Here is a 12,632-nt window from a genome sequence, read left to right on the forward strand (position 1 = left end):
TGATCAGGCAACTGCGTCAGACCGCGGCCTTTTCGTCAAAGTGACGATTGATCTCGCTTACATCAAACGCACTCCATGACTGGATAGCCCTCTCCAATTCTGAAACACTCATTTCCCCCACCTGTGCATCCACCACAATTTGGTCACGAATAGCGAGCACGGCAGGAATCTGCTTCACGTTGAAGTAATTGCTGATTTCTGGATGATCATCAATATTCACCAATCCAAACACAATATCGGCATGATTCCCAGAGACAGCCTCAAAAGTATCGCTGAAGGATACACAGGGTTCACACCAAGGCGCCCAGAAATCAACAATGACAAAAGGATTGTCCTCTATCGTCTGTTTAAAGTTGTTTTTATCAAGTTGCAGCACTGCCATCATTACTCCCAAATAGTGTTTACCGATCCAGTCTAGCGATGCCCCTACAATGCAGCAATATTAAAGTCTCCCGAGATTGCCAGGGTATCTCTACCGATTGCACTTTCTGATCCTTCAGTCATATGAATGCCGCAAAACGACAATATCGTATAAAACTGTTCATCTGCCCTAAAAATACAGGTTTATCATCCGTTATCACTCTGATAAGCCGCTTTATATGCAAAAAAAGTATTAACTAACTTACAATGCGGTGTTAAAGTAATTCTTTAAGTACATTGAAAAACTATTCGAATTATCATCATATAGCCAATAATGACACTTAGAAACAATTAGAATAAGCTTATAAGCAAGGCCTGCAAAACCATAAGAAAACTGGCCAATCATAATGACAGTACAGCAATGATGAAATTTCTATGGGGAATGCTTGATAATGCGTAGTGCAGGTGCTCAGATTGTTTTGAATAATGCCACGATTAGTGCATTGCCCTCCGTTCCCCAGATTCTCACCAAGCTTCTTGAAACACTGCAAGACGAAAATTCCGGCCCAGAACAATTAGCGCACCTGATTGAGATGGATGTTGTCATCAGTGCACGTGTACTGGAAGTTGCCAACTCAGCCGCCTATAGGCGCGACCAGCAACCTGTTCTCTCGATTCGAACCGGCATTATGATCCTGGGCTGGGACATGGTGAAAATGCTGACCCTCAGCATTGTCTGCCAACGGATGTTCAATGACTATTACGAGCAAAGCAATCATGATATTGAGCATTATTGGTATCACTCATTGCGTTGCGCGGTCATTGCAAAGGCACTGGCCAATCGTACTCATACCGCATCCGCTGACGAAGCCTACATTGCAGGCCTGCTGCACAACATTGGCCGCCTGGCTTTGCTAAGTGGCTTTAAAAACAAGTACCCAGCCTTCTTTGCCATTGATGACTCCCTACCGGGCTATATTGAAAGCGAAACCTCTCACTTCGGGGTGGATCACTGTGAGCTGGGTGCATGGATTATCCGTAACTGGAACATCAAGTCCTTCCTTGAGGATGCCGTCTCCTACCACCACCTGCCGGCTGCACAAATTGAACATACGCCCTCCTTGGTCAAAATTGTCTATCTCGCCAATTTATTGCTGACAGAAAGAACCAAGGAAAGGCAATCTGCATTGATTCTTGCAAAGAGGTGGTTTGACCTGGACCCATCCACCATCAATGAGATCATGAGCCTGGGCCTGGCGCAGGTGCACATTCTGGCAAATTCGCTCGGCATTGATGTGGGCACCGCCCACACCAGCACCAAGGATTGGGACAATATTGATCCTGATATCGAGGCATTGGTGCAGGCCTTAAGCAAAAACTTCAGTCCAGTGACCATAAAACCCAACTCGGGCAAGAACAAGCTGGTGCAAGGTGCAATCAACACAGCCTTGGTCAACCATATTGAAATCACCTGCGATCAGAAAACTAGCCTTGATGATTTATTTGAATTACTGCCAAAACTATCCCGTTTGATTTGCAATGCAAGGCAAGTAATGCTGTTCTTGCCAGATGAAACACAGCAAGCCCTGGTGGGGTTTCCCATGTCGTCCGAGCAAGAGTGGATCAAGGATTTCCGCTTCCCGTTAAAACCTGCGATCAGCATTATCACTGCAGCCTGGCTGAAAAAACTGCCATGCCACAGTTTCCAGGCATTTGAAGGTTTCAAGGCATCATTACCCGATCAACAGCTGATCCGATTAAGTGAGTCGGACGGTATATTGTGCATCCCGATGCTTCATAAAGGTACATTGAACGGCGTCATGGTGTTCGCCTTGAACCAATCCGAATTTCTTCTCACCAATCAGCAGTTGACAGTACCCTCGGCCTTGGCGCGTATTGCCGCCATGAGGCTTTCAGCCGATGCTGAACCTTCTAGCGCTGAACTTGAAAACGCTGCCCACCAGGAGCGCCTCAAGCGTTTTGTACACGAGACCAGCAGCCCCTTGACCACCATCAAGAACTATCTGGCAATCTTGGAGCAAAAAATGCTGCTCAATGGTATGCCCAACCGTGACATCAATATTGTCAATGAAGAAATTGATCGGGTTGGGACAATGATTGGAGACCTGTATTCGAAAAATCAGGACCATACTGCATCCAGCATAGATATCAACCAGTTGATCAGCGATCTGATCACTTTGCATAAACAAACCTACTTGGAGCCAGCAGGCATCAGTATCCAACAACATTTGGCACCCAACCTGCCAGCTGTCACTACCATCCCCTACCAAGTGCGGCAGGTACTAGTCAACCTGATCCGCAACGCGGCAGAAGCAATGAGCGAAGGTGGAACACTAACGTTTGCCACGTATCTGGAAAACCAAGCAGGGGCAGCATCCCCTGTTGTGCTGATTCAAATCAGCGATACAGGTCCAGGCATTCCAGAAGAAGTATTAAGCCAGCTCTTTAGCCCCTTAGAAACCACCAAAGGTGGCGATCACAGCGGCGTCGGACTTACGATTACGTACGACATTATCAAAGGCCTGTGCGGCAATATCGCCTGTCGCACATCCAGTGCCGGCACCTGCTTTGATGTAAGACTACCGTTACAAGTGACTATGCAAGAACCTTCACCTATCCACTAAGGTAAACCCGCTTCATGGCTCATCAACTCTCCATATCACCTCCGCAAGTTGCGAACAAGGTCATGCCCAAGCCAAGCTTATTGATTGTTGATGACAATGCTCGCTTGGCGGAAAGCTTACAATACTTGCTTGAACTGCATGGATATAATGCCGAGATATGCAGCTCTGGCAAAGATGCACTGCAATTGATTACAGATATCAAGTTTGACCTGATGCTGCTTGATCTCTCAATGCCCGGCATGAACGGATTCGACGTACTGACAGAGCTTGCTACTCACAGTCGCCGTACCCCAGTGATTGTCATCAGCGGTACAAAAACCCTCAATGCCGCCATTGAAGCCATGCGTCTGGGCGCATATGACTTTGTACGCAAACCCTACCAGCCTGAAGAGTTACTGCGTACCATTGAAAACGCCATTGAAAAATCCCGGCTGGAAACACAAAACCGCAATATCCACGCAAGGCTGGAAGAATCAGAAAACCTTTATCGCTACCTGGTAGACAGCTCACCTGACATTATCTATACCCTGGACGACAATGGGCGCTTTACCTTTATCAATAACCGGATTGAAACACTGCTTGGCTATAAACGTGACTCTCTCATAGGCAAACACTATACAGAGCTTATCTATACTGACGATTTTGACCGTGCCCGCTATGCATTCAACGAACGCCGAACCGGCAATAGAGCGGCAAGCAATATCGAGTTACGCCTAAAGTGTAAAGACAGGGACACCGAAGTTCGCCATTTTGAGATCAACTTCATTACCGTTGTCTTGAATGCCACCGGCATTTATAGCGAGAATCCAGAGTTTGGCACCCCCTTTAGCGGCACATACGGTGTCGCCCGTGATATCAGTGACCGCAAAAAAGTGGAAGAAGCCATCACACATCAGGCCTACCACGATACTCTGACCGGCCTGCCCAACCGTGCCCTGTTCAAGGACCGCCTGAATGTTGCCCTGCATCACGCCAAGCGTAACAAGCAAAGGCTCGGCATCATGTTTCTCGACCTTGATCGCTTCAAATGGGTCAATGACACATTGGGGCACCTGTATGGCGACGAACTGCTCAAACATGTTGCGCACCGCTTGATTGGGTGCCTGCGCGCGCAAGATACGCTGGCGCGCATGGGAGGCGATGAATTCACATTGCTTTTGCATGACTTGCCACAAGCAGATGATGCAAGCCGGGTAGCAGAAAAAATTGTTGAAGAATTAAAACGGCCATTCCTGCTGGATGATAGAGAAATATTCATTTCATCCAGTATCGGCATCGCCATCTACCCAGATCATGGCGACTCCATGGAAACCCTGATCAAGAGTGCAGATATCGCCATGTACCATGTCAAATGGCGCGGCAAAAATGGCTTCCAGTACTATGAAGCCAGCATGAATGCCATGTTCCACAAAAAACTATCCATGGAAAACGAACTCAGGCGGGCCATTGAGAAAAAACACATCATTCTCCACTATCAGCCGCAAATCCATATAGAAACCCACCGCGTCATCGGCCTGGAGGCATTAGCCCGCTGGCACCATCCGGAGATAGGTTTGATCTCGCCAACAGAGTTTATTCCCTTGGCTGAAGAAACCGGACTGATTTCTCCATTAAGCGAAATGCTGCTGGAAGATGCATGTCAGCAAATGTATAAATGGAAACAAAGCGGGCTGACCGGTTTCAGCCTCGCCTTCAATATTTCCCCTCAACTGGTTGAAGAGGAAAATTTCGTTACCAAAATCATTGCCCGGATAGAGGCTCATCAACTTACCCCGGATAATTTTGAAATCGAAATCACGGAAAACTTGTTGGTGCGCGATATTGAAAATGCAATTACCAAACTTAAAACGTTGGGTAATCATGGTATTAAAATTGCCCTGGATGACTTTGGCACCTGCTATTCTTCCCTCTCCTACCTCAGGCAATTTCCCATCCACAACATTAAAATCGACAAATCATTTGTTGGGGATATCAACACCATCAATGAAAGCGTTCCTATCATCACAGCCATTGCGGGAATTGCAAAGGGATTTGGGCTGGACATGATCGCAGAAGGCGTTGAAACCATCCAACAAATGAAGACACTGCAAAACATGGGGTGTTACAAGATGCAGGGCTACCTCTTCAGCAAGCCACTTCCAGCAGAAGAGGTGACCAAGTTACTCAAGAACCACAAGCTGCTATTTAAAGAAACCTCTTATCTGAATGAGTTATTACCCTTGTCCTAAGCCATCCACCATGCCTAAAAACCTAATCGGTTATCCAAACGGCCACTCCCCACAAACCCCAGCGGAATAATACAAGAAAAGGTATAATGGCCTGCTAGGCAACAATTGCGAAACAAGCAACTTAATTCGCAGCTACTTGTCATAGTACTAGCTTTAAACCACTGGGGCCGACCAGGTTTCGACGTGGGTTGCAAAGCAGCGCAGGGCATACCGAGGCCTAGTCACCTCGTAAATAAACTAGAACAAGTATAGTCGCAAACGACGAAACTTACGCTCTAGCCGCTTAATCCCGGCTGGACGCTGCACCGGAGGGCCTCTCGGCCGGGCGGGTAACCGCAGCAGCGTCATTTAGAGAGGATCGTGCAATATTGGGTTACTTAATATTGTATTAAATCCAAGGTAACTCGCCTGCTGTTTGCTTGCTCGTTGGTGGGCATCAGGTTAAATCAAACAACACAGCTAAGTATGTAGAACTGTCTGTGGAGGGCTTGCGGACGGGGGTTCGATTCCCCCCGGCTCCACCAATTAGTAGTCCAAGGTAGCACAAAGCAGTACATTAAACCCCGTTTAATCCCAGTGATTGCGGGGTTTTTTGTTTAATACCGTCCAACCTCCTCTATCGGTACGCACTATTAATTCAAGCTACCTCAGCTGGGGGTAGCTTTTAATTATCGATAAGGTAATAGTGGTCTGGATCGTAAATGGCTTTAAACAACCTTTTTGAGCTAATTAGGAAAGCAGCGATGAGCCTATATGAGATAGGCAATCATATTTAATCTCTTGTTTCCAACCCGGACTAAAATTGTAGGGCATGAGAGATGATGATCAATTTAATGATCATGCAACGGGATAGATTATTTTTAGTAATTAAGAAGAATAGGTTTAAACACCATACTGATTTTTCAAGGATTATGCAAAAGCAGTATACAGTCTGGGCACGTTATGACGCTCAAATGTGGTGATCTAAAAAAATTCTATTTCGGTGAAATTGATGGAAAAGTTAGGCGCCAAGTGCCTATGAAGTATTTTAACCTTTCGATGGTGCGACTTTGTCAATTGTGAAAGGCTTTGGAGCATCTTTAGCTTTTTTAGCAGCCTTTTTTTCCTTGGCAGTTTTAAGGGGTTGCTTTTTGGCCATCTTATTGCTTTTCTGCTCTTTACTCATGATGAACTCCATAAAGTTAAAAATTCAGCATACTCCCTAATCCTGAAACAATCTTACTATTTGAAAAATATAATTTTTTTAGATGATATAAAAACTGGATAGTGTTTTTATATCGCCATAGATGGACTCATAGGCAAAGGAGCAACAGCCCTTCCATATAACCAATTCCCTCTAGGCCATTGGTTATATATCGCTATAACAAAACCCTAACCGGTATAAATGTAAAATTCCATTTTGTGGATGTCCTCTCGCTCAGCCAATAGAGTTTAAGAAACTACAAGCTTTTCGTGCCTCTTACCCCAAGGCATATATTGCCCAGCAGTTTTTTCCTTGGGCCTTTGCTGTATACATAGCAGTATCAGCATGACTGATTAAAGTATCCAGGTTATCTCCATGGTCGGGGAAGTGTGCAATGCCAATACTGACAGAAATTGTCACTTGGAACTGATGAATCATAAATGGCTGCTTTAAAATATGAATGATCTTTTCGGCAAATCGATTAGCATCATCAGGTTGTTGTATATCACTCAAAATAATGATGAACTCATCGCCAGCCAAACGAGCAAAGGTATCAGACTTCCTCATGCACCGTTTAATTCGCTTAGCTACCCCCTTCAGTAAAATATCCCCCTCTTGATGGCCATAGGTGTCATTGATGGTTTTAAATCCATCAAGATCAATGAATAACAGGGAAAATTTGCTTTGGTAGCGCTTAGCTCGTTCAATTTCGTGACCAAGCCGATGCAGAAAGAGTCTCCTGTTGGGCAATTCAGTCAGGTGATCAAAGTTGGCTTGCTGCCAGATCAGCTCTTCAGATTGCTTGGCCTGGGTAATATCGCTGTGCGTCCCAACCATTCTTGTGGGAGCCCCGTGCTGATCTCTTTCAATGACCATGCCCCGGGATAAAATCCATTTGTACCGGCCTTGCTTGGTGTGCACGCGGAACTCAATGGCATATTGAGGCAGCTTGCCCATCAAATAAGCTTCCATATTTTGGGCTACCCGGTCCTTATCCTCTTCATGGATAAGGTCAAGCAAACTATAGATATTGTGCTTGATCTCATCATCTTTGAAGCCAAGCATTTTTTTCCCATTAGGCCCGTAAAAAACAGAGTTATCAGTCAGGTTCCAGTCCCAAACGCCGTCTCCTACAGCATCCATTGCCAACTTCCATAGCTCTTGAGTCTTGGCAATCTGAGAATAAAGTTCCTCAACTTCATTCACCAATCGGGCATGATGGTTAACTTCCCGGCGCAACTCCAGCACTTTCATTGCCTGATTAGCCAAGACCTTAAGAGTCCTCAACTCCTGTTTGCTGATCTTGCGCGGCACTTTATCCATAATACTGAAGGTGCCGATAGGTAGGCCATCTACATTGATTAATGGAATGGCTGCATAAAACCTGAGATATGGCGACCCGACAACAAGTGAGTTTTCGCGGAATCGACCGTCCACCAGGGTATCTTCGACAACAAAAGGGCTCTTCTGCTTAATTGTGTGGGTACAGAAAGAAATGTCTCGTGCGGTCTCCCATACATCTAGCCCAACCAATGCCTTGAACCACTGGCGGTTAGCATCAAGAATAGTGACTGTCGAAATTGGCACATTGAAAATTTGGGTGGCCAGCTTCACCAAATCATCAAAATCCGTCTCTGGGGGAGTATCCAACACCTGATAGCTTATAACTGCTGCTAATCGGTCACTTTCTATGATTTTGCTCATATGCCCCCTTTCAAGAGAAAGAGAATGACAGTGCTACAGTCGAATTGGCCAACATCGCTGGTTAAGCGTCAACCATAAAAGAAATGCAATGATGGGAATGGCATGCAGCACTCTGAATGCTTATGAGACAAGTGGAAGCATCAATAATTCGTTGCAAAAAATAGACGCTTAATATCAAGGCAGGCTGGCTTCTACCTTAAAACACAATACCCTGCCCTGCTTTACCAATTAAGAAATGAGGTTAACGCAGTGGTAGCTGGATTTTTTTAAACTCTGATCACACCGCGGTCTTGACGTACTTTTTCATCAAGGAGCTCTGCTCGCGCTTCCAGTCTTTTTCCTTCTCTGTAGCCCGCTTGTCGTATTGCTTCTTGCCTTTGGCCAGACCGATCTGGACTTTGATACGTCCGCGGGTGTAATGCATATCAAGCGGTACCAAGGTATATCCAGCACGTTCCACCTTGCCGATCAGCTTGGCGATTTGCTCGGAATGCAACAACAGTTTACGGGTACGTATGGCATCAGGGCGCACATGAGTAGACGCAGAGCCCAATGGGGTCACATGGCAGCCAATCAGGTAGATTTCACCGCGCTGGATGATGACATAGGCCTCCTTGAGCTGGATGCGGTTCTCACGGATAGCCTTTACCTCCCACCCCTCAAGCACGATGCCAGCTTCGTACTTTTCCTCAATGAAATAGTCGTGAAACGCTTTTTTGTTCTGGGCAATACTCATGATAGTGGCTTGTCGATATTGTCAATCAAGGAAGATTTAAAGACGGCGGAATCTCAGCAATGTTCCGTTTTTTTGATTGATGCTAAGGATTATGACTTAAAATTGGTATTTTACTCTAGATCACGAAACTAATGGCGCAGGTTGAGAAAACAGTTCTGGTAGGGCATTCGGCAGCATGCATGTTCACGCTGGTAGACACCGTAGAGGATTACACCAAGTTTCTGCCATGGTGCGGCGGCGTGGACCTGCATAGACGGGACGATATCGTGACTGAAGCCACGTTGCATATCGACTACCACGGCATCAAGCAGAACTTCACCACGGAGAACCATAAACAGTTTCCAACCCAGATGGAAATCAGGCTGAAGGATGGCCCTTTCAAACACCTTGAAGGTATCTGGCGTTTTACCCCGCTGGCTGACGATGCATGCAAGGTAGAGTTCAAATTGCAATACGAGTTCTCCAGCTTTTTGCTGGAAAAACTGATTGCGCCAGTGTTCAGCCATATTGCCAATACTTTTGTGGAGGCTTTCGTCGCGCGCGCGGACCAGGTTGCAGACAATCCCAAATGAGCAGTAACAGCATCACTATAGAAGTGGCATATGCACTGCCCCAGCAACAATATCTCCTGCCCTTGGCAGTCGAGATCGGCACTACTGCAGCCCAAGCCGTCAAGCTGTCCGGTATCCTGGAAATGTGTCCCGAGCTCGACCCAGTTGATATCAAACTAGGCATCTATGGAAACCTGGTCAAGGCAGATACCATCCTGCAACAGCATGACCGCGTGGAAATTTACCGCCCTTTATTGGCAGATCCCAAGGAAGCCAGGCGCCGCCGTGCGCAGATGGAATCTGACCATAAAAAAAGGCGACTTTAGCCGCCTTCTGCGCCACCCCAACCACTATTATTCGGTACAGAATTCCTGCATTTCCTTGGTAGCAGCTTCAAGGCCCTGCTGGATGTCCTCATCACCCAGGTATTGCCTCTCTCCTTCTGGAGTCATCTTGTAAATGCGGCCACCCTGCTTGAAATTCTGGTAGTTGGCCTTGGCATTCTGGCATTGCTCCTGTTTCTGCTGTTGTTCGTTGCGCTTGCGCTCATCATTAAGTCTTTCTTGCTCTGCATCACTCTGGCGCCTGAGCGCAGCTGCATTGCGTACGGCAAGGGAGTCTGCCCCTTTGGATGAATCAGCAGTTGAAGACTTGGGTGCGACCTTGATTTTATCAACCGCCTCATAAGGGATGTTGTTACCAGGAGGAGTATCTGAATACTGGATGGCACCATCCTTGTCTTTCCATTTATATATCTGGGCATGCGCCAGTACAGGCAGCATAGCGATGATTGATATGGCCAGCCAATGAACCCTTGTCATGAACTCCCCCGAATGAATGAAAATTGCACCACACACATTAAGCGGCTTCAACACCACCGTCAATGTTCAGCAAGACAACTCTGTCCCTATTTAACGGCAGGATATACTGGAGATTTACCGTTGAGGCACTAATCGGTATAATTAGCTTTTGCCGGAAAGATATTCTATGCGTCTGTTGCAACAAGCGCTTACTTTCGACGATGTTTTACTGGTTCCTGCACACTCCAACGTGCTGCCTCGCGAAGTAAGTCTCGCCACCAAACTCACTCGTTCCATTAGTCTTAATATTCCCCTGATTTCCGCTGCCATGGATACCGTCACGGAAGCGCCACTGGCAATTGCGCTGGCACAGGAAGGCGGCATGGGCATCATTCACAAGAACATGACCATTGCGGCACAGGCTGCCCATGTGTCCCGCGTCAAGCGTTTTGAGGCGGGCGTGGTACATGACCCTGTCACCATACAGCCGCACATGACAGTGCGTGATGTACTGGCACTCACCCGTCAGCACAAGATTTCAGGCTTGCCTGTCGTTGATGGCAACAAGGTTGTCGGCATTGTCACCAATCGTGACTTGCGCTTTGAAAACAATCTGGATCAATCCATTTCCAACATCATGACACCGCGTGACCGCCTGGTGACCGTGCGTGAAGGTGCAAGCCTGGAAGAGGCAACCGCGCTGCTGCACAAGCACAGGCTTGAGCGTGTACTGGTGGTCAATGATGCATTCGAACTCAAGGGCCTGATCACGGTCAAGGATATCCAGAAATCCAGCGATCACCCGCTGGCTTGCAAGGATGACAAGGGTCGCCTGCGCGTAGGCGCTGCTGTTGGTGTGGGTGACGGCACTGAAGACCGCGTTGCTGCGCTGGCAGAAGCCGGTGTGGACGTCATCGTGGTGGATACCGCCCACGGCCATTCCCAAGGCGTGCTGGATCGCGTCAACTGGGTCAAGAAGAACTTCCCCCACGTGCAGGTAATCGGCGGCAACATTGCTACCGCCAGTGCAGCCAAGGCACTGGTAGATGCAGGCGCTGACGGCGTCAAGGTCGGTATCGGCCCTGGTTCCATCTGTACTACCCGCATTGTGGCTGGTGTTGGCGTACCGCAAATCAGCGCCGTCAGCAATGTGGAAGAAGCCTTGCGCGGTACTGGAGTACCATTTATTGCCGATGGCGGCATCCGTTTCTCAGGTGACATTTCCAAGGCCATCGCAGCCGGGGCCTATTCCGTCATGCTTGGCGGCATGTTTGCCGGCACTGAAGAGGCTCCTGGTGAAATCGAGCTGTTCCAGGGCCGCTCCTACAAGTCCTATCGTGGCATGGGCTCTATCGGCGCCATGGAAAAAGGCTCTAGCGACCGCTACTTCCAGGACAACAACGGCAATGCCGACAAGCTTGTCCCAGAGGGCATTGAAGGCCGTGTGCCATACAAGGGCAGCGTACTTGCCGTGATCCATCAGTTGATGGGCGGCTTGCGTGCTTCCATGGGCTATGTCGGTTGCAGCACCATTGAGGAAATGCGCACCCGTGCCGAATTTGTCCAGATCACCTCAGCCGGTATGCGTGAATCGCATGTACATGACGTGCAGATCACCAAAGAAGCGCCCAACTACCGTATTGATTGATCAAGGGACAGGCCATGGCGACTGACAACAACCGTTTAATCCCCGCATCTGCAATACTCGGCATTTTGTTGTTTGCCGGGCTTTGCGGGCTGGGATACCAAGTGTCCAAAAGCGCGCTGGATATCAAGAAGCTGGAACGCTCGGTAGAGGTCAAAGGCCTTTCCGAGCGCGAAGTTGCGGCTGATATTGCCATCTGGCCTATCACCTTCAGTGTTGCCGACAATGATCTCGGTACCCTGTACCAGAACATCCAGCAGAAAAATGCCAGCGTAGTCGGTTTTCTCAAAACCAATGGCTTTGCTGATACTGAAGTCACACTCTCGACGCCTTCCGTGGTCGACAAACAGGCGCGCGAATATGGCGACTCAGGGGCCAACTCCCGCTATCGCTATACAGCCAGCTCCAGCATCACGGTTTACTCCGGCAAGGTCGACAAGGTTCGCGAAACCATGAACAAGATTGCAGATCTCGGCAAGGAAGGCATCCCGATTGCCGGGGACAGTTACAACACGCAGTTTATCTACAGCAAGCTCAATGAGATCAAGCCTGCCATGATTGAAGAAGCCACCAAGAGCGCGCGTGAATCTGCCAACAAGTTTGCCAAGGACTCCGACAGCACGCTGGGCAAGATCAAGCGCGCCAGCCAAGGCACGTTCAGCATAGAAAACCGGGACGCCGGAACTGCACACATCAAGAAGGTGCGCGTAGTATCAACCGTAGAATATTATCTTTCAGACTAATCCAGCCATACTGGATCCAGTCTGCTTTTCCAACATT

General features: G+C 47.9%; 11 protein-coding genes and 1 other RNA gene. 7 read left to right on the forward strand and 5 right to left on the reverse strand.

Annotation, left to right across the window (positions count from 1 at the left end):
• Window positions 1–16: 16 nt before the first annotated feature.
• Entirely contained in the window at window positions 17–385 is a 369-nt protein-coding gene (locus LG200_RS07140) for a thioredoxin family protein (RefSeq protein ID WP_404809791.1), read from the reverse strand.
• Window positions 386–812: 427 nt separating this feature from the next.
• On the opposite strand from LG200_RS07140, the gene LG200_RS07145 reads away from it, so the two are divergent.
• The 3 genes from LG200_RS07145 (at window position 813) to ssrA (ending at window position 5,757) form a co-directional block, all read left to right on the forward strand.
• Window positions 813–3,005 carry an HDOD domain-containing protein gene (locus LG200_RS07145; protein ID WP_226756880.1) on the forward strand — a complete coding sequence of 731 codons (2,193 nt, stop codon included), beginning with the start codon at window positions 813–815 and terminating at the stop codon, window positions 3,003–3,005.
• 14 nt (window positions 3,006–3,019) lie between these two features.
• Window positions 3,020–5,233 carry an EAL domain-containing protein gene (locus LG200_RS07150; RefSeq protein WP_226756881.1) on the forward strand — a complete coding sequence of 738 codons (2,214 nt, stop codon included), beginning with the start codon at window positions 3,020–3,022 and terminating at the stop codon, window positions 5,231–5,233.
• A 163-nt stretch (window positions 5,234–5,396) separates the two neighbouring features.
• Window positions 5,397–5,757, forward strand: a transfer-messenger RNA (tmRNA) gene (gene ssrA, locus LG200_RS07155).
• 503 nt (window positions 5,758–6,260) lie between these two features.
• Here ssrA and LG200_RS07160 read toward each other — a convergent pair.
• The 3 genes from LG200_RS07160 to smpB form a co-directional block, all read right to left on the reverse strand.
• Entirely contained in the window at window positions 6,261–6,398 is a 138-nt protein-coding gene (locus LG200_RS07160) for a hypothetical protein (RefSeq protein WP_226756882.1), read from the reverse strand.
• A gap of 294 nt (window positions 6,399–6,692) precedes the next feature.
• Entirely contained in the window at window positions 6,693–8,120 is a 1,428-nt protein-coding gene (locus tag LG200_RS07165) for a bifunctional diguanylate cyclase/phosphodiesterase (RefSeq protein WP_226756883.1), read from the reverse strand.
• A 277-nt stretch (window positions 8,121–8,397) separates the two neighbouring features.
• The gene (gene smpB, locus LG200_RS07170) at window positions 8,398–8,856 is read right to left on the reverse strand and encodes an SsrA-binding protein SmpB (protein WP_226756884.1); all 459 of its coding nucleotides are present in this window, start codon (window positions 8,854–8,856) and stop codon (window positions 8,398–8,400) included.
• A 131-nt stretch (window positions 8,857–8,987) separates the two neighbouring features.
• Here smpB and LG200_RS07175 point away from each other — a divergent pair, with 131 nt between their 5' ends.
• Both LG200_RS07175 and LG200_RS07180 read left to right on the forward strand, forming a co-directional pair.
• Window positions 8,988–9,428 carry a type II toxin-antitoxin system RatA family toxin gene (locus LG200_RS07175; RefSeq protein ID WP_226756885.1) on the forward strand — a complete coding sequence of 147 codons (441 nt, stop codon included), beginning with the start codon at window positions 8,988–8,990 and terminating at the stop codon, window positions 9,426–9,428.
• Complete coding sequence (locus LG200_RS07180; protein WP_226756886.1) at window positions 9,425–9,733, forward strand: RnfH family protein; 309 nt, start codon at window positions 9,425–9,427, stop codon at window positions 9,731–9,733. The genes LG200_RS07175 and LG200_RS07180 overlap by 4 nt, the downstream gene beginning before the upstream one ends.
• A 27-nt stretch (window positions 9,734–9,760) precedes the next feature.
• On the opposite strand, the gene LG200_RS07185 is transcribed toward LG200_RS07180, so the two are convergent.
• Window positions 9,761–10,228, reverse strand: coding sequence for a DUF4124 domain-containing protein (locus LG200_RS07185; protein WP_226756887.1), 468 nt, complete (start codon window positions 10,226–10,228; stop codon window positions 9,761–9,763).
• Between the two features lie 166 nt (window positions 10,229–10,394).
• Between LG200_RS07185 and guaB the strand changes: the two genes are divergently transcribed.
• Window positions 10,395–11,855 carry an IMP dehydrogenase gene (guaB, locus tag LG200_RS07190; protein WP_226756888.1) on the forward strand — a complete coding sequence of 487 codons (1,461 nt, stop codon included), beginning with the start codon at window positions 10,395–10,397 and terminating at the stop codon, window positions 11,853–11,855.
• Window positions 11,856–11,869: 14 nt separating this feature from the next.
• Window positions 11,870–12,595 carry an SIMPL domain-containing protein gene (locus LG200_RS07195; RefSeq protein ID WP_226756889.1) on the forward strand — a complete coding sequence of 242 codons (726 nt, stop codon included), beginning with the start codon at window positions 11,870–11,872 and terminating at the stop codon, window positions 12,593–12,595.
• Window positions 12,596–12,632 lie beyond the last annotated feature (37 nt).

It is taken from the genome of Methylobacillus caricis, assembly GCF_020532705.1.
Lineage (GTDB): Bacteria > Pseudomonadota > Gammaproteobacteria > Burkholderiales > Methylophilaceae > Methylobacillus > Methylobacillus caricis.